Source organism: Arthrobacter flavus (assembly GCF_039526005.1).
Classification (GTDB): domain Bacteria; phylum Actinomycetota; class Actinomycetes; order Actinomycetales; family Micrococcaceae; genus Arthrobacter_D; species Arthrobacter_D flavus.
In genome coordinates, this window is record NZ_BAAAIJ010000001.1 from 25,865 (window position 1) to 48,603 (window position 22,739).

The following is a 22,739-nucleotide window of genomic DNA, read 5'->3' on the forward strand; positions in this document are numbered from 1 at the left end:
CTGCGTGCAATAGATCGTCTCAGGCGGGTGCGACGGCGGTGCCCGCCTGGGCGGCACTGGCCTCCACCGCGGCCAGTACCCGCTGGGTTGCCAGTCCGTCCTCGAACGACGGCGACGTGGGGGTCCCCGAGTCGATCGCTGTGAGGAAGTCGGCTGCCTGGCTGGTGAAGGTGTGGTCCCAGCCGAGGGTGTGCCCGGCGGGCCACCAAGCTCCAAGGTACGGGTGGGATGGCTCGGTGACCAGTATTTTGCTGTACCCCTGCAACTCTGCCGGTGTGCCACTGTCGAAGTACTGCAACTCGTTCAGGTGCTCCAGGTCGAAGCGCAGCCCTCCCCGGGAACCGTAGATCTCAATCTGCAGCGAGTTCTTGCGCCCCGTCGCGAACCGCGAGACTTCAAGGCTGGCGACCGCCCCGGAGGCGAGTCGCAGGGTGGCCCAGGCGGCGTCGTCGACGGTCACCTGTTCGAGTCCGGCCGGGCCGGGACGCTCCGTTACGAACGTATTGACCGTGCCGGACACGCTCGCCACCGGGTCACCGAGCAGGAAGGCCACCTGATCAACTGCATGCGAGGCCAGGTCGCCCAGCGCACCGGAACCAGCCGATGCCTTGCGCAAACGCCAGCTCATGGCGGCCCGCTCATCCGCTAGCCAATCCTGCAGGTAACTCACGCGAATCTGACGGACGTCCCCCACACGCCCGTCAGAAATCAAGGTCCGCGCCAGGGCAAGCGCGGGCAGTCGTCGGTAGTTGAAGCCGACCATCGACTGGACCCCGCGGGACCGCGCGGCCACAGCCGCGGCGACCATCAGCTCGGCTTCGGCAACCGAGTTGGCGAGCGGCTTCTCGACGATGACGTGTTTGTCTGCCTCCAACGCGGCGATCGCCAGTTCGGCGTGCAGATGGCCGGGGGCGCAGATGTCCACAATGTGGATGTCGTCGCGCTCCAGCATTTCCCGCCAGTCGGTGGAGCTTTCGGCCCAGCCGAATCGGGCGGCGGCGTCGTCGACCTGAGTGGCGTCCCGGCCCACCAGGAGCTGCTGGGTGACACGGGGAGTCGGATAAAAGGCGTTCACGTTGCGCCAGGCGTTCGAGTGCGCCTTTCCCATGAAGGAGTAGCCGACGACGGCCACCCCGAGCGTGCCGGGCACGGCAGCTGCTGCCGGGGCGGGGGTGGTCATGAATGGTCTCCTTGAAGCAGGGGCGTAGCGGTCCTGGGCGGCGTGATCGAGCGCAGGAAGGCGAGGCCGTCATGGGCTAGCCGGTCCTGGGACTCGGCGAGGGGCCGCCAGATGGAGGCGGCGGTGGCGATGCTGGCGTTGTGCGAGGTGAAACTTTCAATATTCAGCGGACCCTCGTAGCCGACCGTGTCGAGGGCTTCGAGGATGCCGGCCCAGTCGGTCTGGTCGCCACCGGGGGCGCCACGGTCGTTGCCGCAGACCTGGACGTGCACCAGGTGTTCTCCGGCGCTGATGATCGCGGCAGCGGACGACCGCTCCTCGATGTTCAGGTGGTAGGTGTCGAGGGCCAGTCCGACCCCGGGACCCAGCAGGGGGCCCAGAGCGTCAAGGCCCTGGGCAACCGTGTTGATCAGTGATGTCTCATACCGGTTGAGGGGTTCGATCCCGAGGGTGACGCCGGCGCCGGTTGCTTCGTCGGCGAGCGGTGCAAGGTTGTGACGCAACTGCCCGTAGGCGGCGCGACGTTCGTCGTCGTCCATCCGCCACAGCCGGCCGGTGGACGAGTAGAACGGACCGCATACTGACGGGGCACCAATATCGTGCGCCAGTTGGATGCAGGCGCTGAGGTACCGCTGGGTCTCAAGGATGGTCGAGGCTTCGGCCAGGACCAGGTCGCGGCCAGGTGCCATCGCACCGACCAGGTAGGGCTGCAGGCCGCCGAGTGACTCGTTGACGGTGGCTGCGGTGAAGTCGCCAATGTTCTCCAGGGGGAGTTCGACGGCGTCGAACCCCATGGCGGCGATGGATTCCAGCAAAGGAGGCAGGCTGGCGTCAGTCAGGGGTGAAGTCCATACCCAGGTGTTGACGCCGAGGGGTCGCTCAAAGACGCTCGCCACGGTCCTGCCTCCTTTCGCGTTGCTGCTGGTGGTTGAGCGGGTTACGGAATCTGGCGTTCCTGCCAGACCTCGGGATAGCCTTCCATGTCCTCGCCGCCGAACTTGGCGTAGTGACCATCAGGCATTCCCTCGTTGGCGGTTAGGAATTCGCCGCGTTCTTCCTCAGTGATTGGGGTCTGGGGAAGGATCCATTCGGCGGGGACTTCCTCGCCAGCGAAGATCTGTTCCAGGGCCAGCAGCGGGGTGCGCCATTGGAAGTTGGAGTAGACCGGGGCGAGCGCATCAATGCCCGTTTCCTCCCACTTACGCAGGAAGCTCATCTCGTCCTCGCCGGTCATGACCGGGAGGTCGGCGCCGGCGTCCTCGAAAGCCTCGATTGCCGCGACGGCGCCGTCCCCGGCGTCCATCCAGATGCCCTGCACGTCGCCGGTGGCCAGCTCGTCAGCCAGGATGTCCTTGATCTCCGTGGGATCGGCACCGGTGAAGTAGTCGACAGCTTCGATGCCGTTCTCCTCGAAGATCCGCTCGGCAGCAGCCCAGCGCTGTTCGAGGACGTCGACGCCAGGAAGGATGCGCAGGGCAACCACCTTGTCGCCTTCCTCGAGCCGTTCGCTCAGGAACTCAGCGGTGTCGATCCCCCAGGCGAACCCGCCGATGGGATGGATGAACGTGACGGCGCAATCCGTTTCCACTCCACGGTCAAAGACCACCACTGGTTTCCCGGTCTCGCAGGCCCGCTCGACGGCCGGCGTCATGGCTGCCGTCGAGTTGGGGGAGATGATGAAGGCGTCGCAGTTGCCTTCAGCGATGAAGTAGTCGATGTCAGCGATCTGCGTGTTGTCGTCATCCTGCGCGTCGCGGGTTTCCATCTCGGAGATCACCCCTGAATCCTGCAGCGCTTTCAGCTGCTCATTCATGGTGATCCAGCCGGTCTGCCGCCACGGGTTGGAAATTGAGGCGTTGGCGAAGCAGGCCTTCTGGGCGCCATCCGCCGCGTACTCGGCGGTATCGGTCATTTCCCCGTCGATGTACTGCAGCCAGGGCTGCTCCGGATCACCTTCGAAGGTGGCGGAACGCTGCTCGAACTGGTCGTCGTACACCTCCTGGACGAACCACTCATCACTGCTGGTCTCCTCAGCGGCGGGCGCGGTTTCTTCGGCGGCTGCCGTGGTGTCTTCCGTAGGCGGGTCTTCAATGGATGAATCGGTGGTGCAGGCGGTCAGGGCGAGCAGCGATGTGGCTGCTACCACCGTGACCTTTGTCAGGATGCTTCGTCGCATCATATTCCTCTCTCATTGGTGCCCACGGTGGGCGGTTCAGCGATGGGGTGTGTCGGTTCCTGGGCCTTGGAGCTGGTGCCGCGGCGTTTCCGCTGCCAGGTCTGGGTTGCCGCGGCGACGGCGACAATGATGATGATGCCCTGGACGGTGTCCCGCCAGGTGGATTCGACGCCGAGGAAGTTCAGCAGGGTGAACAGGGTTTCGAGGGCGAAGGCTCCCGCCGCGGCGGACAGGACCCAGCCACGGCCCCCGCCCAGGACCACTCCGCCGAGGACGACGGCGGTAATGGCGGTAAACTCGTAGCCTCGACCCACCGACGGGTGGACGCCGGCGTAGCCGACCAGGATGATGCCGGCCACCGTCGCGGACAGTGACGACAACATGAACGCCCGGGTCTTGACCCACCAGACGCGGGCGCCGGTCAGTGCTGCAGCGCGTGAATTGTCGCCGACGGCGATCAGGGTGCGACCATACGGGCGGCGCATCAACCACAGCGCTGCCGCCGCGGTGACCAGGAAGATGATCACCGGGTAGGGGATGATCTCCAGCACGGGAACATCCCGGATACCGCCGCGACCAATCTGCCGGAAGCTGTCGGCCGGGTTCCCGGTCGCGGCGCCGCCGGTCGAATACAACACCAGACCGAGCAGTGCGAGCATCATGCCGAGCGTCACGATGAAGCTGGGAACCTTGAGCAGCGTGGTCACCAGGCCGTTGATCAGGCCGATGAAGGCGCCGAACACGAGCATCAGCACCAGGACCGGGATCACCCGGGCGTCGTCGTCGCCAATCAGGTTGCCCGCGATAAACACCTGCGCGGTGACCACGGAACCCATGGACAGGTCGAACTCGCCGGAGACGATGACGAAGTACTGCCCAATGGCCGCGATGGCGATCGGAGCGGTCCGGCCGATGAAACGGATCAGGGAGCCCGGCTCGCCGAAGGATGGGTTGGCGGCGATCACGGCGATCAGCAACGCGATCAGCAGGATGAACACTCCGCCGCTGGGGGTCCGTAGGGCACGCAGCAGGCGGTCCCCGGCCGAGGACCGGTTGCGTGAGAGCACCTCGTTCCGGGTGCCCTGCGCGTTCTCGCCGATGCTCATGCGGACACCTCATGCGCCGTGGCGGGGCGGGACTTGGGGGAGTGGGACTTGTCGAAGCGCGGCGGGCGGGTAATCACGGTGCGGCGGGCGTAGACGGCGACGGCGATCACGATCACCAGCCCGCGCACCACATCCTTGAGGAAGGGGTTGATCTGCATGACGCTCATGATGTTGTCCAGCATCGCGAAGATCAGGACGCCGCCGAGGGTGCCGATCAGCGAGCCTTTGCCGCCAGCGAGCAGGGTGCCGCCGAGGACGACGGCGGCGATGGAGAGCAGGTCGTAGCCGCCCTGCGAGCCGATGGTGGGGCTTCCGACGCCGAGCCGTGCGGCCAGGAGCAGCCCGGCCAGTCCAGCCATCACCGAACACAGGATGTGCGCGGTGATGATGGGGGTGCGGGTTCTGATCCCCGACATCCGGGCGACGCCCAGGTCCCCGCCCACAGCGTAGATGTGGTGGCCTACGCGGGTGCGGTTCAGCATCAACAGGACCAGGCCTGCAGTGGCAAGCATGATCAGGGTGGAGATCGGGATGGGCCCCAGCCCGGTGGCCCCGATCAGCCGGAAGGACAGGGGTGCCTGGCCGGAGCTGCCCTGATAGTTGGTGGCCAGGTAGCCGCTGATGATCAGGCCCATGCCGAGGGTGGCAATGAACCCATGCACTTTCAGGCCCGACACCACCAGGCCGTTGGCCAACCCGATCAAGGCTGAGACGGCGAGCGCGGCGAGCACCCCGGGAAGCACATTGGCGCCCTGATTGGCCATGATCCCGGCGGCGATCAGGCTGGACAGGCTGATTACGTAGGGTACCGAAAGGTCGAGGCTTCCCACCAGGATGACCAGGGTCTGCCCGATGGCAATGAATCCGAGGACGCTGGTCCCGGTGAGGATGTCCGAGATGTTGCCGGTGCTGAAGAAGCTCCGGCCCACCGACCCGACGAGCACGGTGCCAACGATGATGGTCAACAGCACCACCAGGTACACGATGTGGGTTGACGTGAGTCTCGATAGTCGGTTCATGACGGGGCCTCCTCGGTCCGTGCGCCGGTGGCCAGCTGCAGAACTTCTTCCTCGGTCGACTGCGGGGACAGCTCGCCGGCGATGAGGCCATCCCGCATCACCAGTACCCGGTCGGACATGCCGAGTACTTCGGGCAGTTCACTGGAGACCATCAGGATCGCTTTCCCGTCGGCAGCCAGCGCCCGCATCAGGTTGTAGACCGCCACTTTCGCTCCGACGTCGATGCCGCGGGTCGGCTCATCCAGCAGCACCAGCTGGGGGGCGATGGCCAGCCACTTGGCCAGCACCACCTTCTGCTGGTTTCCGCCCGAGAGGTACTGGACCTCCTGGTCGAGGTCCCGGGCGATCACTTCCAGGGAAGAAAACACGCCGGGGGCGTCCTGCCGGGCCTGACTGGTGCGGCCCGGGAACACGGAGCGGATCACGCTGAGGGCGTTGTCGAGAATCGACTGGTTCAAGCTCAGGCCCTGTGTTTTGCGGTCCTCAGTGATCAGGGCAATCCGGTGCTGGATTGCTGCGCGGGTGCTTTTCGCGGTGTAGGGCTGCCCTGCGAGCCTCATCGTGCCCCGGGTGAAGGGGGCGGCGCCGAAAACGGCTTCCACCAATTCGGTGCGCCCCGACCCCTGAAGTCCGGCGATGCCCACAATTTCGCCGGTCCGCAGCGTCAGGTTGATCGAATCGAGCTGTTCGTTGCCGCCGTCGGTTACTTCCAGTAGCGGCTCCCCGATGGTGGTGCCGGGTTCGGCCCCGGGGAAGTAGGCCGAGATGGGCCGGCCGACCATCAGGCGCACCAGCGACGCATCATCCAGGGCCGACGCCGACTCGGATCCGACCACTTCCCCGTCCTTCAGGACAGTGATCGTGTCGCAAAGGTCGAAGATTTCCTTGAGCCGGTGCGACACATAGAGGATAGCGACGCCGCGTTCCTTCAACCGCTGGATGATCCCGTACAGCAGTTCCACTTCCGGGCCGGCGAGGGCAGCGGTGGGCTCATCCATCGAGATGATGCGGGCGTTATAGCTGACGGCCTTCGCGATTTCGACGATCTGCTGCTGGGCGACCGACAGGTTGCTCACGGGGGTGGAGGGTTGGATGCTGGTGATGCCCAGTTGGCCCAGCAGCTCAGCTGTGCGATCCAGCATGGCCTTCTTGTTCACCAGGATCCCGCGCCGCGGTTCCCGTCCCAGGTAGATGTTCTCGGCGACGGTGCGGTCGGGGAGCAAATTGAATTCCTGGAAGACGGTGGAGATCCCGGCCTCGTGGGCCTGGGTGGGATGAGTGAAGTTGACCACGGTTCCGGACAGTTCGATAGTGCCCGCATCCCGGTGGTGGACCCCGGCCAGCACCTTCATCAGTGTGGATTTTCCGGCACCGTTCTCTCCGACCAACCCGTGGACTTCACCGGCGCGCAAGGCTAGGGAAACATCTTTCAGCACCTCGACGCCAAAGAAACTCTTGGACAGTCCGGTGACAGTTAGCACCGTTGAGGCGCTGTCCCGAGAGTCTGAGGGGAAGACATCGTTATCCACGAGCCCACTGTGACATAAAACTCATACTTTTGTCGAGCATCATTCAAAAGTAGGACGTTGTACATAAGTTAGTGGATAGTGAGACAGGCCGAAGTTCCGCATGGTTTACTGAAACTGTGGTGAAGATTGAGTCCGAAAAGCAGGCCCGAACCTCGGCGTTACCTGCTCCGGGAGCCAGCGAGGTATTTCAGCTCCTCCGCGACGGACAGCCGCGGACCCGGGCTGAACTGGCGCAACTCACTGGGCTGGCTCGGTCAACGGTCGCCTCGCGGGTGGATACCCTGATGACCCTCGGGCTGGTTGCTCCGTACGGGGGTGCCGTGTCGACCGGAGGCAGGCCGCCGTCGTTGTTCGCCCTCAACCCCGGGGCACGGGTGGTGATTGGCGCTGATCTGGGCGCCACCCACGCCCTGGTGATCCTGACTGACCTCTCCGGAACGGAACTGGCCAGCGCGCGCCAGTCCATGACCATCTCCGACGGACCAGAGGCAGTGCTGGGCTGGCTGGTCGCAACGATCGGTGAGCTGCTGCGGGAGGCGAAGCGGACCAGTACCGAACTGGCAGCGATCGGCATTGGGTTGCCCGGGCCGGTGGAACACGAGACGGGTCGGCCCATCAACCCTCCGATCATGCCGGGCTGGGACCGGTTCGATGTGCCGGGGTTAGTGCAACGCAGTTTCAACGTGCCGGTGCTCGTGGACAATGACGTCAACATCATGGCCCTGGGCGAGCTGAGCGGCAACTGGCCGGACACCACCGATCTGATGTTCATCAAGGTGGCCACCGGGATCGGCGCCGGGATCATTTCAGGTTCAATGCTGCAGCGCGGTGCGCAGGGCACGGCCGGGGACCTCGGCCACGTCCGGGTCCCGCGCGGTGGGGAGATTCCGTGCCGCTGCGGGAATACGGGGTGCCTCGAAGCACTGGCTGGCGGGCCCGCGCTCGCGGCAGCGTTGAACGCACGTACCGGGGGTGACCTGACCGCCACCCAGGGGGTGATCGATCTGGTGCGTTCGGGCGACCGCGACGCCATCCAGGTGATCCGCCAGGCCGGCCGCGACATCGGCGATGTACTGGCCACCTGCGTGAACCTGATCAACCCGTCGGTGGTGGTGATCGGCGGGAGCCTGGCACAGGCGGGCGAGCACCTGCTGGCCGGGATCCGTGAGGTGGTCTACCGGCGCTCCCTGCCTTTGGCCACCGAGCACCTGCGGATTGTGCCATCGGTGGCCGGGCAGAATGCCGGCGTCCGGGGTGCCTCAGTGATGGCCATTTCCCACGTTCTGTCGCCGGAATCGATCGAGACCGCGAGCCTGGGCGCCCCCTCAGAGGGACCTCGCAGGTCCGGCAGTGAAAGACACTAGGATTGCAACTATGACCGTCGAGAGCACCGCCCGCGTCCGCCTGCGTGAACTGATCCAGGAACTGGCCATCGTGCACGAGAAAGTGACGCTGTCCAGCGGCAAGGAAGCCGACTATTACATCGACCTTCGCCGGGTCACCCTGCACCACGAAGCGTCCCAGCTGGTGGGGCAGGTCATGCTGGAGTTGCTCGACGACGCCGGAATCGCCTTCGAGAGTGCCGGCGGCCTGACCATGGGTGCCGACCCGGTGGCCACCGCCGTGATGCACGCCGCGGCCCGCGACAACCGTGGCATTGACGCGTTCGTGGTGCGCAAAACCCAGAAGACTCACGGCATGGCCCGCCAGGTGGAAGGCCCGGACATTGCGGGCCGGCCCGTCGTCGTGCTCGAAGACACCTCAACCACCGGCGGGTCAGCGTTGACCGCTGTTGAAGGTGTCCGGCGGGCTGGCGGCATGGTGCAGGCAGTGGCGGTGATCGTTGACCGGGACACCGGGTCGAAGGAACGCATCGAGTCTGAGGCAGGGGTGCCGTACCTGTACGCCTTCGGCAAAGACGAGCTTGGCCTGGGGTAGCGCCCCGACTACCCATGACTGAGGACGCCGAACGGCTGCTTCGCTATGCGCACGGGATTAAAGGCATGTCCCGCCGCTCTTTTCTGGTCGGCTCCGGATTAGGGCTCACCCTCGCCGCCGACCTGTTCCTGACCCGGCGGATCCAGGAGGAGCGGGAGGAACTGCAGCTCCTCCCGGTTGAGGATGAGGAGGCGGCACGGCGGTTCCCGCGAGCCCGGTGGATCATCTTCCCCGGGTACAAAACGAGTTGGGAAGAGGGCGGCTGGATCGCCAACTCCCTGCGACCAGCCCTCGGCCAGCGCGGCCAGATTTCGGTCATGGGGTACTCGAACCGTGGGCTGGACATCACCAATATTGTTGCCGCGCTGAACCGCTATGTCCGGATCTTCCAGGTGGAAACTCTCTACTTCTATGGGCACAGTTTTGGTGGAATGGTGGCCATCGAGGTGGCGTCGCAGTTGCGCGGGTTGGGGATCAACGTGAAGCTGATCATCCTCGACTCCAGCCCGCACTCCCGCGCCGATGTGCTGGACCAGGCAGTGTTTGAGGGCGTGGTGCGTCTCTACGACGCCGGATACCGGGTGCCCACCGTGTTGAGGGGTGGATACGAGCTGGGAGAGCGGATCGTCAACAAGAACGAACGCAGCTGGCAGCAGGTCGTGAACCAGACCCTCGAGCAACTGTCGCCGCTGGCGCCGTCGAGTTTGCTGATCCAGTCCCAGTCCTCGTACATCTACCACTACAACGTCACCCGGTTTCAGGGCACCCTGGGGGATACCCAGATTGCCTTCATCGGCAACCCCAATGACGGCACGGTCAACTACACGACGACCCGGCCGGGATGGGCTGAAGCGTTCCCGGACAACCTGGTGTCTGCCGACTATGTCACCGACGGCGCGCTTCCAGCCCACGCGAGCCCACAGTGGAACCCCTTGATTTACCAAAGCATTGTGGTGGCGCTGCAGGACGAGTTCCTGCCACTTCCACGTGGCGGATCACTGCGAACAGCCTACTGACCCCTGAGCGTATTCCGTAGCCGCGCCAGATCGTGGCGGTCCATCCCGGCTCCCGCCAGGAAAGCGTCAACGGTCCCGAACTCGCGCCGCAACCCGTCGATGAACGTGGCCATGGCCGCGGCCGGGGAGGTGAGGATTACCGGCGGGTTCTCGAATGACAGCCGTTCCGCACCGGATGGTGCGTTCCCCTGCCAGAGGGTCGCCAGCGCTGGCAGTATTTCGGGCAGGGCACCCGTGGTGTGGGCGTAGTCCTGGATGATCAGCTCATCGGACACCCCGGCAACCAGGAGGACGACGGCGGTGATCACGCCCGTCCGGTCCTTACCCGCTGCACAGTGCACCAGAGTGGTCCGGCCCGCCACGATCGGTTCGAGGGCGCTGACCACCATCCCCGGGCGGCTGTGCAACCAACCGACGTAGTAATTCCCCAGATCCTCGGCGGTCAATAAGCTCATTGTCGATGCGGGGTTGGCCTCGGAGGGATCGAGCGGCGCGGCGACGACGTCGATCCCGGCGTCCGCGGCGACCAGCCAGGGCAGCATCCCTGCTTCACGTTCGCTACGCAGGTCGACGATTGTTTCGATGCCCTGACCGGTAAGGAACTCCATCGTTGCGTCGAGATTCCAGCCAAAGGGCTGGCTGGAACGGAACACCCGGCCGGGCGCGGGCGCCCGGGGATCGGAGGCGGTGAGCTCAGCGATGTCGCGCAGGTTCAGGATTCCCGCCATGGCCTAGACCTGCTCGATCAGGTCGGCCACCGACTCTATGATCTGGGCGGGCCGGAATGGGTAGGCGTCGATGTCGGCGCGCTGGGTGATGCCGCTGAGCACCAGCACCGTGTGCAGCCCCGCCTCCATCCCCGCAATGATGTCGGTGTCCATCCGGTCGCCGATCATCGCGGTGGTTTCGGAGTGGGCGTCGATCTGGTTCATGGCCGAGCGGAACATCATGGGATTGGGTTTACCCACAATGTAGGGAACACGGCTGGTGGCAGCGGTGATCAGGGCCGCGACCGCCCCCGTGGCAGGAAGCGGTCCTTCCTTGGAGGGCCCGGTTACATCCGGGTTGGTCGCGATGAACCGTGCTCCGCCTTCCACCAACCGGATTGCCTTGGTGATGGCCTCGAACGAGTAGGTGCGGGTTTCACCCAGCACCACGTAGTCGGGGTGCTGATCGGTGAGCACAAAACCGGCGTTGTGCAACGCCGTCGTCAATCCGGCCTCCCCGATGACGTAGGCGCGACCGCCCGGCAGCTGCTCTTTAAGGAACTGGGCCGTGGCGAGGGCCGAGGTCCACAGGTTCTCTTCGGGAATTTCCAGGCCCGAGGCCTTGAGCCGCGCCGCCAGGTCCCGCGGAGTGTAGATCGAGTTGTTGGTCAGCACCAGGAACCGCTTGGACGTGGTTACCCAGCGGTCAATCAGCTCCGCTGCGCCCGGGATCGCCTGGTTCTCATGCACCAGGACGCCGTCCATGTCCGTCAGCCAGCACTCGATATGTTCGTTCTCACGCATGTGATATCTCCCTGCCGTCCGGCGGTGCTCTAGTACCCCAGTCTTTCACCTTAGGCTGGGAGCGTGAAAGAAAATCCCGAAATTCCGCTGGTCCCGGTCGGCGTGGGCCCCTGGGAGGGGCAACTTCCAGAGGGAGAGCACTGGGATGCCGAACTCCTTGCTGCTGGGGACACCCGCAACGTCGTCGACCAGTATCGCTACTGGACCCACGATGCGATCGTCGCCGACCTCGACTCCCGCCGCCACAACTTCCACGTGGCGATCGAGAACTGGCAGCACGACCTGAACATCGGTTCCGTGGTGCGCACAGCCAACGCCTTCATGGCCAAGGAAGTCCACATCATCGGACGACGGCGGTGGAACCGTCGGGGTGCCATGGTCACCGACCGCTACCAGCACGTCCGGCACCACCCGAGCGTCGAGGAATTTGTCACCTGGGCCAGCGGGGAGGGACTCCGGATCATTGGGATCGACAACTTCCCGGACTCGGTGCCGCTGGAAACCTACGAGTTGCCGGAGAACTGTGTGCTGGTTTTCGGTCAGGAGGGACCGGGGCTGACCCCGGAAGTCCATGCCGCAGCTGATGCCACCCTGTCCATCGCCCAGTTCGGGTCAACGAGGTCCATCAACGCGTCGGCTGCTGCGGCAATCGCAATGCACGGGTGGGTGCGCCGGCACGTGTTTGGTCAGGGCGTCTAGCCTGACGAGGTGAGGGCCGTTTTGACCTGCGGCGGGGTCAGAAACGGCCCCCGCCGTCAGGATGGCCGATTGCAAGCGGCAAACCTGATCCTCGGGGCCGTTTCTGCCGAACGAGCAGTCGAATAGGATGGAATGAGCGGTCCGTTACCCATCCCGCCTGTCTAATACGCATTCCACAAAGGAGTCCTTATGCCTATCGCAACACCTGAGATCTATTCAGAAATGATCGACCGTGCCAAGGCTGGGGGCTTCGCGTATCCGGCCGTGAACGTGACCTCCTCCCAGACCCTCAACGCTGCGATGCGTGGGTTTGCTGAGGCCGGATCCGACGGCATCGTTCAGGTCTCCACTGGCGGTGCGGCCTACTGGTCCGGCGCGTCGGTCAAGGACATGGTGGTGGGTTCCCTGGGCTTCGCGGCGTTCGCCCATGAGGTTGCCAAGAAGTATGACGTGAATATTGCGCTGCACACCGACCACTGCCCCAAGGACAAGCTGGACTCATTCGTCCTGCCCCTCCTCGCTGCATCGGAAGAGGCCGTCAAGCGCGGCGGCAATCCCATCTTCCAGTCCCACATGTGGGACGGCTCAGCCGAAACCCTTGAAGAGAACCTGCGGATCGCCAAGGACATCCTGCCCCGCGCGGCGGCAGCCAAGATCATCCTCGAAGTGGAGATCGGCACCGTCGGCGGCGAAGAGGACGGCGTGGAGAACGCCATCAACGACAAGCTCTACACCACGGTCGAAGACGCGCTGGCCACGGTCGAGGCTCTGGGCTCCGGCGAGCATGGCCGTTACCTGACCGCCCTGACCTTCGGCAATGTCCACGGCGTGTACAAGCCAGGCGGTGTGAAGCTTCGCCCCGAGATCCTCAAGGACATCCAGGACCAGATCGGTGCCAAGCTGGGGAAGGACAAGCCCTTCGACCTGGTGTTCCACGGTGGGTCCGGCTCGTCGGCTCAGGAAATCTCCGACGCCGTCTCCTACGGCGTGATCAAGATGAACATCGATACCGATACGCAGTACGCGTTCACCCGTCCGGTGGTTGACCACATGCTGAAGAACTACGACGGCGTGCTGAAGGTCGACAACGAGGTGGGCAACAAGAAGGTCTATGACCCACGGGTGTGGGGCGCTGCGGCCGAGGCCGGTCTTGCAGCCCGCGTGGTCGAGGCCGCCGCATCACTGGGGTCCGCCGGGAAGAAGCTCTAGGATGTCGGATGAATTCCGCCGCAACCTTCTGGGCCCCGAGCCCACCCTGCTGCCTGAGGAGACCGACCTGGGCGCCCGGCTCGACGCCGGCGACGAGGCGGTAGACCTTGCCGCCAAGTACCCGACGTCCTCGCTGGTGTGGGCTATCCTCGCCGACGAGGCGTACGACGAGGGGCGCACTATCGAGTCCTATGCGTACGCCCGGACCGGGTACCACCGAGGCCTCGATGCCCTCCGCCGGAACGGCTGGCGTGGCACCGGCCCCGTCCCGTACTCGCATGAACCCAACCGCGGGTTCCTGCGGTCGCTGTACGCGCTGGGCAGGGCCGCCGCGTCTATCGGTGAGATCGATGAGGCGGAGCGCATTGCAAAGTTCCTCGGCGAATCCGATCCGGAAGCCAGCAGGCAGCTCGGCGGCTGAAGGCGAGAAGGCTAGGCCGACGGCCGCTTGATGCTGGTCACTACGGTGACCAGCATCGGGGCGGCTGGGGCTGAGCTGAAGCCGAACCGCACCGGTGGGGAGAGCCGGGCGAGGGCTCCCTGGTCTTTGCCGTGCCAGCGCACCGACGCTGTGGTGATGTTCACCGCCGTCGTCACCCCGTAATACTCGGTGCGGCCGTTGCCAGCGGAACCCGCCGTGTGCACCCCAGGCATCACCAGGCCAGCCACCGGGTTGATCAGGCTGAGCCAGCGCGGTGAAGTTGCTACCCGGCCGGGAACGAGGCCGAGCAGCCGACCGAGCCCTGTCACACCACCGATCCCGGCGGTGAGTTCAAGCGGTCCCGCTGACAAGGTCAGCCGATGATCGTCGAGTGTGGAAACTACGTCCACCACCTGAATCTGATCGAACGTGTAGGTCGCGCTGACGTAGTCCGCGACGGCCTGGTTCGGCGCCAGAAGGGTGCGCTGCCCGTCGTCGTCCTCCACCATGACATCGGTGAATGCTCCCAACGGCGAATCTCCCCACAGGCCAACGACCAACCGGGTTCCGGCGGCGGTCCCAATTCCCGCAATGTTGCCAACAAATCGATCCATGAACCCATTCTCCCCTCCCGGTCTGCCCGAGGTGGCATCATGGGCCTATGCAGACGAACCGGATGGAACTGGTGTGGGTGGCCCTGGCCGCGGTGCTTGCCTTCTTCTTTGTCCGGGCCGGGATCGAGAAGGTCATGGGGGACCCCGCCGCGCTGCTCCCGTTCCAGGAATCCGGGCTTCCCGGCTGGACTGTCTACCTGACCGCTGCTGGTGAATTCATCGGGAGCGCGGCCCTATTCGTTCCCAGGGTGCGCAGTCTTGGGGCTGTGCTTCTCGTTCTTGTCATGATCGGCGCCGCGGTGACGAACATCGTCAACGGTGACGTGGGGTACGTGTGGACGAACGTGCTGTTGGGCGGTGGTGCCCTGGTGCTGGCCTGGCAGGGGCGGAGCCATCTCCTGGGCAACATGGGCAGAAGAGAACACCCGCGCGTGCAGTAAATGACGCCCTGCACCCGCGCTTGCAGTAAGTAGCGCCCGACGGCGGTGCTTGCCGATCGTGCCCCGACCAGTAGGCACGCGATTGCTCACCAACTCACCAGCTCGGAAATTGGTTGATTCAACCCCTAGTCAATTTTATTAATCAGGCATAACCTACTTGATTACTAGGATTTCCCGGAGCTCGAAGGAGAGCAATGAAACAGAACGCTTCGTGGGCGCGCAAGGCAATAGCGATACCGGTCATTCTCCTGCTCACTGGTTGCTCCGGGTTGCAGTCCACCTCCAGTGTGGCCGGCGCCGGGCCAGACAGTGTCCGGTTGGGGTATTTCCCCAACCTCACTCATGCCCCGGCGTTGATAGCGGATGCGAAGGGGTTTTATGCCGAGCATCTGGGGGCAACCAATCTGGAGGTGTCGACCTTCAACGCGGGCCCTTCAACTATTGAAGCGCTCTTTTCTGGGGCAATTGACATGGCAGTTATTGGACCGAATCCGACAATCAATGGTTATGCACAAAGCGGCGGGGAGGCGCTTCGGGTAGTGGCGGGAGTCGCCTCCGGCGGAGCGGCGCTGGTTGTACGGCCCGGCATCGAGAGCGTCTCGGAGCTCAAAGGAAGCACCCTGGCGACCCCCCAACTGGGGAACACACAGGATGTGGCACTGAGGACGTGGCTGGCCGGGGAAGGCCTCAGTGCGGATACGGAAGGTGGCGGTGATGTGAGCATCATGCCTCAGGAAAACGCGGCAGCCCTTCAGGCCTTCAACAGCGGCCAAATCGACGGCGCGTGGGTGCCGGAACCTTGGTTGACCCGACTTGTCGAGGAAGGGGGCGGGCAGGTGCTTGTGGATGAACGAGAGTTGTGGCCGAATGGCGCTTTTATCGTGGCAAATGTCATTGTGCGTGCTGAGTTCCTGGAGGACCATCCGGATACGGTTGAAGCGGTGATCGAGGGGCATCTTGACTCCTTGGACTTCATCGCGAAGTCCCCGGACGAGGCGAGGAGCGTCTTCAACACGAAGATGGATGCTATTACGGGCCAAAGCATCAATGACGAGTACCTGGTCGAGGCGTGGGAGAACGTCGATTTTCTCTACGATCCCCTTCCTGACACGCTATTCACCGGAGCCGAACACGCGGTGGCGGTAGGTCTCTTGAATGAGGTTGACCTCGACGGTATCTATGATCTGGGACCGCTGAATCGGGTGTTGGAGAGCCGCAACCTAGAACCGGTTGCATCACCATGAACGAGGTGCTGCAAGATACGGATACCGGGTTAGCAGTGAGACTCCGTGGGGTTGGCAAAGAGTTCGCTGGACGAGGAAGTTTGCGGATTGCGCTGGACAGCGTGGATCTGGATATCCGACAAGGAGAATTCCTGTGCCTGCTTGGACAATCGGGCTGCGGGAAATCAACCCTTCTCAACCTCGTTGCGGGATTGGACGGTCCCACTCGAGGGACCATCGAACTGGGCGGACGCCGGATCGGAATGATGTTCCAGGATGCCAATCTCTTCCCGTGGCTCACGGTGCGGGGAAATATTGAGTTGGCGCTGCGTCTGTCGGGTGTGCCGAAATCCGAGTTCAACGACCGGGTGGACGACCTCCTGTCCACGGTTCGACTACCTGGTGCTGCCTCTCTACGTCCCCATGAACTCTCCGGTGGGATGCGGCAACGAGTGGCTCTGGCCCGAACTCTGGCCCAGGATTGCAGCATCCTACTGATGGATGAACCGTTTGGCGCCCTCGACGCCATCACCCGGGACGCAATGCACGATGAGACGGAGCGAATCTGGGCCGAACGAGGATTGACTGTCATCTTTGTCACGCACAACGTGCGTGAGTCTGCGCGCCTGGGAGACCGGGTCATCGTGATGGCCCCCAATCCGGGGCGCATCGACTCTGAGCTCCTCATCGAGCTACCTCGCCCCCGATTGATGGACCATCCAGATGTCTCGTCCCGGGCAGCGGAGCTTCATCGACGTCTGCAGAATGGGATCTCCTGATGAACCGAACGGAGAATCAGACGCCAGGGGACCGGACCGCAGCTGCATCGCGTCGAACGACTCTTCTTGCCCGCGGTGGAGGGGCGATCCGGAATAGCTGGCCGCCTATGCTGGCCATCCTGATTGTGCTGGCAACCTGGCAGGGTATTTACCTGTCGGGTTGGCGGCCACCCTATGTCCTACCGGATCCTGGGGTTGTCATCCAACGTGTGGGCGAAATGCTCACCACGGCCAAATTTTGGACGGCTCTGGGCACTACCCTGTTGAGGGCCGCCGCAGGGTTTGCGATTGCGGTGACGATTGGCACAGTGATCGGCCTACTCGTGTCGCGCTCGCGAATCCTGCGGGCAGCGATCGGCTCGCTAATCACCGGGTTGCAGACGATGCCGTCGATCGCATGGTTTCCGTTCGCCATCCTCATTTTCGGTCTGTCCGAGCAGGCAATTCTTTTCGTGGTCATTCTCGGCGCGGCCCCGTCGATCGCCAACGGAATCATCTCCGGTATTGACGATGTACCTACCGCCCTGTTGAGAACCGCGACGGCATTGGGTGCGCGCGGCTTCGTGATGTATCGCTACATCGTGGTGCCCGCGGCCTTGCCTGCCTATTTGTCGGGGCTAAAGCAGGGATGGGCCTTCGCCTGGCGGTCTCTGATGGCGGGCGAATTGCTGGTGATCATCGCCTCCAGGCCGTCTCTAGGGGTGGAGCTGCAGTTCTACCGCGAGTTCGCGGATACTGCAGGTCTGATGGCCATAATGATCATCATTTTGGCGTTGGGCATGCTTGTCGATGGTGGGTTCAACAGTATTTCGAAACGGGTTCGTAGGAAGAGAGGACTGACTCTCGCGGCCTAGCAGGCGCGATCCACGGGAGGACCGTCTGCCAGAGACGCCGGGTGGGGTGACGCCCTGCTCGAAGGTACTCTGAAGGAGCTTTGTGCCCCCAATGGAAGGTCCATCAATGCAGGTCACCTCTCGTGCCGATTACGCGCTGCGCGCCGTGATCGAGATTGCCCGCAGTGAGGGTGCTGTGACAACCCGTGACCGGATCGCCGAAGAGCAGGACATTCCCGCCAAGTTTCTTGAAGCAATATTGGGCCAGCTCAGCCGCTCGGGTTTGCTGGTGTCCAAGCGGGGTTCGGGTGGTGGCTACGTGTTGGCGCGATCAGCGGACGAGATCTCAGTGGCCGATGTACTCCGGGCTGTCGACGGTCCGTTAGCGGGGGTGCGGGGGGAGAGCCCCGAGGATGTGGGCTATCCCGAATCCAGCGAAACGCTCCGCCAGGTCTGGATCGCCGTTCGAGTCAGCCTGCGCCAGGTCCTAGAAAACACGAGTATTCAAGATATCGAGAGGAAGACACTCCCGAGTGCAGTGCGGGATTTGTTGGCGATCCCGGGCGCCTGGGAGCGCAGGTGAGACTCAGTCTTGCCCGGCAGCACGACGGGCATCGCTCGTCCGCTAAACTTGGCTGGTAAGAGCCCCAGATCTCTTGCGCTCACGCACTCGCAGGTCTTGGGGCATTCTCATGCACTTCTGGCGGCATCGCGTGTTGTGCGGGTGCTGCCGCAACGATGGGGGAGGATCCCATGCCAGCGATCGTTATTGTCGGAGCCCAGTGGGGCGACGAAGGTAAAGGCAAAGCAACCGACCTGCTCGGCGGACGGGTTGACTACGTCGTCAAGCCGAACGGCGGGAACAACGCGGGGCACACCGTCGTCGTCGGCGGTGAAAAATACGAGCTGAAACTGCTGCCCGCAGGCATCCTGAGCCCCAACGCAATCCCCATCATCGGGAACGGCTGCGTCATCAACCTTGAGGCGCTCTTCGAGGAGATCGAGGGGCTTGAGGCGCGCGGCGCTGACACGTCCAAGTTGCGCATCTCGGCTAACGCCCATCTGGTCGCTCCGTACCACCAGGTCCTCGACAAGGTCACCGAACGGTTCCTTGGCAAGCGGGCGATCGGCACCACCGGGCGCGGCATTGGCCCCGCCTACATGGACAAGGTGGCCCGGCTGGGGATCCGGGTCCAGGACGTCTTCGACGAGTCGATCCTGCGTCAGAAGGTTGAAGGCTCCCTCGCGCAGAAAAACGAACTCCTGGTCAAGGTGTACAACCGCCGCGACGTGGAGGTGGAGGAAGTGGTGGACTACTTCCTCGGCTTCGCCGAGCGCCTCCGCCCACTGGTCATCGACTCCACCTTTGTGCTCAATGAAGCGCTCGACGCCGGCAAGGTAGTCCTGATGGAGGGCGGCCAGGCCACGTTCCTCGACGTGGATCACGGCACCTACCCGTTCGTGACGTCGTCGAACCCCACGGCCGGTGGCGCGTCAGTCGGTTCGGGCATCGGTCCCACCCGGATCAGCCGGGCGGTGGGCATCATCAAGGCCTACACCACGCGTGTTGGCGCCGGTCCGTTCCCCACCGAACTCTTCGATGACATGGGCATGTACCTGCAGAAGAAGGGCGGCGAGTTCGGTGTCAACACCGGGCGCCCGCGCCGGTGTGGCTGGTACGACGCCGTCCTGGCCCGCCACGCGGCCCGCGTAAACGGCTTCACCGACTACTTCGTGACGAAGCTTGACGTGCTCACCGGGATCGAGCGAATTCCGGTGTGCGTGGCGTACGACGTCGACGGCGTCCGGCACGACGAGATGCCGATGACCCAGACCGACTTCCACCACGCGAAGCCGATCTTCGAGTACTTCGAGGGCTGGACCGAGGACATCACCACGGCCCGCACCATCGATGACCTGCCGGACAACGCGCAGGTGTACGTTCGGGCGCTCGAGAAGATGTCAGGTGCCCGGTTCTCGGCTATCGGCGTGGGCCCTGACCGGGACCAGACCATCGTCATCAATGACCTGATCGGTTAGGGAACCTGTTGGGCGCCGCTGGCGACGACACCGGTCGGCTGCTTGAGGATGCCATCCGGCGGCTCCTCGACGAGCGGGCACCCGAGGCGACGATCTGCCCGTCGGAGGCTGCCCGCGCAGTATCCGACGGGCAGTGGCGGGATCTGATGGAGGCATCCCGCGACGCCGCCCGGCGCCTCGTTGCTGCCGGCGAGGTGGAGATTACGCAGGGCGGAGCGGTCATCGATCCGTCCACCATCAAGGGGCCAATCCGGATTCGTCGCCCTCGCGCCTGAACGCTTACATTTCGGTCCGTCCCGCCGACAGTTCAGTGAGGAGCAGACGACCACCGAATCCAGGTCGTCGCCCACAACTTTTGAGGGGCAGAAATGGCGCCGACGGCGTTTTCTGAGCGAGCCTTTCCCGCGCACCGGCGTACGCCGTGAGCGCCACCGGGCTGGACTATCAGGCGCTGTTCCAGCATGCCCCCTGCGGGTACCTGCTGACCGACGACCTCGGCATCATCACGGAAGTGAACGAAACCTTCCTCTCCTGGGCAGGTTACTCCCGACCGGAACTGTTGGACACCCCACTCCATGCGCTGTTGCCCGAGGGGGACCAGTTCCTTTACAGCATGCATTGCGTCCCTCAACTGAACTCGATCGGAACCGTCTCTGAGCTAGCGCTTGAAGTGATCGGCAAGGACGGTGCCCGCCGGGCGGCCCTCCTGTCAGCGAACCGGGTACCGGCGTCGGACCATCGGCCGGCCATGGTGCGGGTGGGGATCTTCGGTGCTCATCAGCGTCTGCGCTACGAAAAGGGTCTGCTGGATGCGCGACGTCGGGCGGAGGAGTCGGAGGCTCGCCGGGCCGCCGCGGAGGCTGGACTGCAACACTTTGCCCTGCATGATGCCCTGACCGGGTTGCTGAATCGGGCGGGTCTGATCCAGGAGCTGGGCAATGTTCTCCCCGGCTCCCCCGCTGACGGTGCCCACGGTGTGGTGCTGTTCGTGGACCTTGATCACTTCAAGGCGGTCAACGACAGTCTGGGCCACGCGGCCGGCGATGACCTGCTGACCTCGGTGGCACGACGCCTGCAGGACGCGGGTCGGGAACCGCATCGGGTAGCCAGGCTTTCCGGCGATGAGTTCGTCGTCGTCGAAACCGTCACCGATGCAGCCGAGGTCGGCCGGGTAGCCGATCGCCTCCTGGAGGCGCTCAAACCACCAATTGTGATCGAGGGGCTTGAAGTGGTGGTCGGTGCCAGCATTGGGGTGGCGCTCGTCGAAGCCGGCGACACTCCTGAACGGCTGCTGCGCCGAGCCGACATCGCGATGTACCAGGCGAAGGCCAGCGGACGGAACACGTGGGAACTGCACGATTCGTCCCAGTCGGATCCCGCGGTGGATAGGTTGCAACTGCTGGGGGAGCTGCGGCGAGCCATCGCCGGCGGGGAGCTGCGCGTGTATTACCAGCCCCGGGTGAACCTTCGCAGCGGCAACCTTACCGGGGTAGAGGCGCTGGTGCGGTGGGAGCACCCCACCCGCGGCCTGTTGCCGCCGTCGGACTTCATCGAGTTGGCTGAGGAATCTGGACTGATCCGCGAGCTCGGCGCCTGGGTGCTCGACGAGGCAGTGGCTCAGGCGGTGAGATGGGCGGCCGCACAGCCTGACCGTGGGCCCGTAGAGATGGCAGTGAATCTTTCAACCCGCCAGCTCGCCGACCCTGAGCTGCCCCGGAGGGTTGGCTCAGTGTTGGCGCGGCACGGGTTCAACCCGTCGCTGCTGACACTCGAGATTACCGAGACGTCGCTGATGATCGGCCCGGAAGCGGCACTGAAGGCGCTGGGGGCGTTGAAGGCCCTCGGTGTGGGGCTGGCGGTCGACGATTTTGGGACCGGCTATTCCAGCCTGACCTATCTGCGGCAGTTCCCTGTTGACGAACTGAAAATCGACCGCTCGTTTGTGTCCGGTCTCGGCATCAACAGTGGGGACTCAGCGATCGTTGCCAGCTGCGTCCAGCTGGCACACGCCGTCGGGATTAAAGCGGTAGCCGAGGGCGTCGAAACCGAGGAGCAGCGTGAGGCCCTGATCGGGCTCGACTGCGACCTGGCCCAGGGGTACCACTACGCCCGGCCGCTTCCAGCCGACGAACTGGCGTCATGGTTTGCGATGGAATCCCCTGATCGGACGCCGACCGCGTCAGGTGCCGCAGCCCTGTAGCTGCGGCACCAGCTGCCTTACAGGTTGATCGTAACGTCAGCGTCCTCGCGGAGGCTGGATAGCAGGGACTCCGCTGCGGCGGATTCCTTCTGGGTCTGGAGCTGCTCTTCGAGCGCTGGTCGTGCCTCCTCGAACGGAGGCACCTCGGTCTCTTCGCCGCTCTGGGCGTTCTGCTCTTCCTGCTGGGCCACTGCCTCGTCGTAGGCGGTGGTGAGCTCCTCCTCGGAGGGCGCGGAGTCCCCGGCCTCTTCCTGAATGAGCTGTTCCACCTGGACCTGAGTGGCGAGTTGGTCGTTGACTGTCGCCTCGTCCATGCCCTGCTCAGCGAGTGCTGTGTAGAACTCCTCGGCGGAACCAAGGCTGTTGGCTGCTACGAGCTCATCGAGTGCCGCGGTCGTTGCTTCCTCGCTTGCCTCGATCCCTCGTTCGCTGGCCTCCTGGACCAGCAGCTCCGTGCTGATCATTCCCTCGATGGTCTGGGTTTTGAGCTCATCCTGGTCGACGGCTTCCCCGGACATCTGTGACTGCATTACTGATGTCTCGTACTGGGCGGTGTAGACGGACTCGAAGTCCGCCTTGAGAATTTCGGTGCCGTTGACCAGAGCCACGACGTCGGGCACGCCTTCCAGATCGGCGTCGGCGATCTCGGGGGCCGCTTCGGGCGCGCCACTCTCACTGGCGGGGGCCTGCGACGTCTCGGATCCCGACTCGCTGCCGTCTTCGGGGGTGCCGCATGCCGACACCACCGAGACAATTCCGGCCAAGGCAATACTCAGTAACAACTTTTTCCGCACAATATTCTCCTG

24 protein-coding genes are annotated in these 22,739 nt (G+C 64.1%); 14 read left to right on the forward strand and 10 right to left on the reverse strand.

Annotated elements, in window-relative coordinates; genetic code table 11:
• Positions 1-19: 19 nt before the first annotated feature.
• Genes ABD059_RS00140 through ABD059_RS00165 form a run of 6 tightly spaced genes read right to left on the reverse strand, consistent with a single transcriptional unit; the run spans position 20 to position 7,010 of the window.
• Positions 20-1,180 (reverse strand): Gfo/Idh/MocA family protein, encoded by a 1,161-nt coding sequence (locus ABD059_RS00140; protein ID WP_343876969.1) that lies wholly within the window; start codon positions 1,178-1,180, stop codon positions 20-22.
• A complete protein-coding gene (locus ABD059_RS00145; protein ID WP_343876970.1) occupies positions 1,177-2,076 on the reverse strand; it encodes a sugar phosphate isomerase/epimerase family protein in 900 nt (299 codons plus the stop codon). Before ABD059_RS00145 ends, ABD059_RS00140 begins: the two co-directional genes overlap by 4 nt.
• A gap of 41 nt (positions 2,077-2,117) precedes the next feature.
• A complete protein-coding gene (locus ABD059_RS00150; RefSeq protein ID WP_343876971.1) occupies positions 2,118-3,356 on the reverse strand; it encodes a substrate-binding domain-containing protein in 1,239 nt (412 codons plus the stop codon).
• The gene (locus tag ABD059_RS00155; RefSeq protein WP_343876973.1) at positions 3,356-4,462 is read right to left on the reverse strand and encodes an ABC transporter permease; all 1,107 of its coding nucleotides are present in this window, start codon (positions 4,460-4,462) and stop codon (positions 3,356-3,358) included. Before ABD059_RS00155 ends, ABD059_RS00150 begins: the two co-directional genes overlap by 1 nt.
• Entirely contained in the window at positions 4,459-5,481 is a 1,023-nt protein-coding gene (locus ABD059_RS00160; RefSeq protein ID WP_343876974.1) for an ABC transporter permease, read from the reverse strand. Before ABD059_RS00160 ends, ABD059_RS00155 begins: the two co-directional genes overlap by 4 nt.
• Entirely contained in the window at positions 5,478-7,010 is a 1,533-nt protein-coding gene (locus ABD059_RS00165; protein ID WP_343876975.1) for a sugar ABC transporter ATP-binding protein, read from the reverse strand. Before ABD059_RS00165 ends, ABD059_RS00160 begins: the two co-directional genes overlap by 4 nt.
• A gap of 116 nt (positions 7,011-7,126) precedes the next feature.
• Between ABD059_RS00165 and ABD059_RS00170 the strand changes: the two genes are divergently transcribed.
• From ABD059_RS00170 to ABD059_RS00180, 3 genes are read left to right on the forward strand one after another with little or no spacing between them, the layout of a single operon-like run.
• Positions 7,127-8,374: an ROK family transcriptional regulator gene (locus ABD059_RS00170; RefSeq protein WP_343876976.1), complete on the forward strand. Its 1,248-nt coding sequence runs from the start codon at positions 7,127-7,129 to the stop codon at positions 8,372-8,374.
• A gap of 10 nt (positions 8,375-8,384) precedes the next feature.
• The gene (gene pyrE, locus ABD059_RS00175; RefSeq protein ID WP_343876977.1) at positions 8,385-8,948 is read left to right on the forward strand and encodes an orotate phosphoribosyltransferase; all 564 of its coding nucleotides are present in this window, start codon (positions 8,385-8,387) and stop codon (positions 8,946-8,948) included.
• 14 nt (positions 8,949-8,962) lie between these two features.
• A complete protein-coding gene (locus ABD059_RS00180) occupies positions 8,963-9,964 on the forward strand; it encodes a thioesterase domain-containing protein (RefSeq protein WP_343876978.1) in 1,002 nt (333 codons plus the stop codon).
• Here the strand turns inward: ABD059_RS00180 and ABD059_RS00185 are convergent.
• Both ABD059_RS00185 and ABD059_RS00190 read right to left on the reverse strand, forming a co-directional pair.
• Complete coding sequence (locus ABD059_RS00185) at positions 9,958-10,692, reverse strand: tyrosine-protein phosphatase (RefSeq protein WP_343876980.1); 735 nt, start codon at positions 10,690-10,692, stop codon at positions 9,958-9,960. The two genes, ABD059_RS00180 and ABD059_RS00185, sit on opposite strands and share 7 nt — an antisense overlap.
• A gap of 3 nt (positions 10,693-10,695) precedes the next feature.
• Complete coding sequence (locus ABD059_RS00190; RefSeq protein ID WP_343876982.1) at positions 10,696-11,475, reverse strand: HAD-IIA family hydrolase; 780 nt, start codon at positions 11,473-11,475, stop codon at positions 10,696-10,698.
• A gap of 63 nt (positions 11,476-11,538) precedes the next feature.
• Between ABD059_RS00190 and ABD059_RS00195 the strand changes: the two genes are divergently transcribed.
• The 3 genes from ABD059_RS00195 (at position 11,539) to ABD059_RS00205 (ending at position 13,804) form a co-directional block, all read left to right on the forward strand.
• Complete coding sequence (locus ABD059_RS00195; RefSeq protein ID WP_343876984.1) at positions 11,539-12,174, forward strand: TrmH family RNA methyltransferase; 636 nt, start codon at positions 11,539-11,541, stop codon at positions 12,172-12,174.
• 189 nt (positions 12,175-12,363) lie between these two features.
• On the forward strand, positions 12,364-13,383 hold the full coding sequence (gene fbaA / locus ABD059_RS00200; protein WP_343876986.1) for a class II fructose-bisphosphate aldolase: 1,020 nt from the start codon (positions 12,364-12,366) through the stop codon (positions 13,381-13,383).
• A 1-nt stretch (position 13,384) separates the two neighbouring features.
• Positions 13,385-13,804 (forward strand): DUF3151 domain-containing protein, encoded by a 420-nt coding sequence (locus tag ABD059_RS00205; RefSeq protein ID WP_343876987.1) that lies wholly within the window; start codon positions 13,385-13,387, stop codon positions 13,802-13,804.
• Positions 13,805-13,815: 11 nt separating this feature from the next.
• Here the strand turns inward: ABD059_RS00205 and ABD059_RS00210 are convergent, their stop codons facing one another.
• Positions 13,816-14,418 carry a hypothetical protein gene (locus ABD059_RS00210; protein WP_343876988.1) on the reverse strand — a complete coding sequence of 201 codons (603 nt, stop codon included), beginning with the start codon at positions 14,416-14,418 and terminating at the stop codon, positions 13,816-13,818.
• 47 nt (positions 14,419-14,465) lie between these two features.
• Between ABD059_RS00210 and ABD059_RS00215 the strand changes: the two genes are divergently transcribed.
• From ABD059_RS00215 to ABD059_RS00250, 8 genes are all read left to right on the forward strand, one after another.
• The gene (locus tag ABD059_RS00215) at positions 14,466-14,858 is read left to right on the forward strand and encodes a DoxX family protein (RefSeq protein WP_343876990.1); all 393 of its coding nucleotides are present in this window, start codon (positions 14,466-14,468) and stop codon (positions 14,856-14,858) included.
• 194 nt (positions 14,859-15,052) lie between these two features.
• Positions 15,053-16,102 carry an ABC transporter substrate-binding protein gene (locus tag ABD059_RS00220; RefSeq protein ID WP_343876991.1) on the forward strand — a complete coding sequence of 350 codons (1,050 nt, stop codon included), beginning with the start codon at positions 15,053-15,055 and terminating at the stop codon, positions 16,100-16,102.
• Between the two features lie 80 nt (positions 16,103-16,182).
• Positions 16,183-16,860 (forward strand): ABC transporter ATP-binding protein, encoded by a 678-nt coding sequence (locus ABD059_RS00225; protein ID WP_343876992.1) that lies wholly within the window; start codon positions 16,183-16,185, stop codon positions 16,858-16,860.
• Positions 16,861-16,967: 107 nt separating this feature from the next.
• Entirely contained in the window at positions 16,968-17,714 is a 747-nt protein-coding gene (locus tag ABD059_RS00230; RefSeq protein WP_343876994.1) for an ABC transporter permease, read from the forward strand.
• 106 nt (positions 17,715-17,820) lie between these two features.
• On the forward strand, positions 17,821-18,276 hold the full coding sequence (locus ABD059_RS00235) for an RrF2 family transcriptional regulator (RefSeq protein ID WP_343876996.1): 456 nt from the start codon (positions 17,821-17,823) through the stop codon (positions 18,274-18,276).
• A gap of 170 nt (positions 18,277-18,446) precedes the next feature.
• On the forward strand, positions 18,447-19,733 hold the full coding sequence (locus tag ABD059_RS00240) for an adenylosuccinate synthase (protein WP_343876997.1): 1,287 nt from the start codon (positions 18,447-18,449) through the stop codon (positions 19,731-19,733).
• Positions 19,734-19,741: 8 nt separating this feature from the next.
• Positions 19,742-20,008 carry a DUF3253 domain-containing protein gene (locus tag ABD059_RS00245; RefSeq protein WP_343876998.1) on the forward strand — a complete coding sequence of 89 codons (267 nt, stop codon included), beginning with the start codon at positions 19,742-19,744 and terminating at the stop codon, positions 20,006-20,008.
• 146 nt (positions 20,009-20,154) lie between these two features.
• Positions 20,155-21,933, forward strand: coding sequence for a sensor domain-containing protein (locus tag ABD059_RS00250; protein ID WP_343876999.1), 1,779 nt, complete (start codon positions 20,155-20,157; stop codon positions 21,931-21,933).
• A gap of 17 nt (positions 21,934-21,950) precedes the next feature.
• Here the strand turns inward: ABD059_RS00250 and ABD059_RS00255 are convergent, their stop codons facing one another.
• Positions 21,951-22,727 carry a SurA N-terminal domain-containing protein gene (locus tag ABD059_RS00255; protein WP_343877000.1) on the reverse strand — a complete coding sequence of 259 codons (777 nt, stop codon included), beginning with the start codon at positions 22,725-22,727 and terminating at the stop codon, positions 21,951-21,953.
• Positions 22,728-22,739 lie beyond the last annotated feature (12 nt).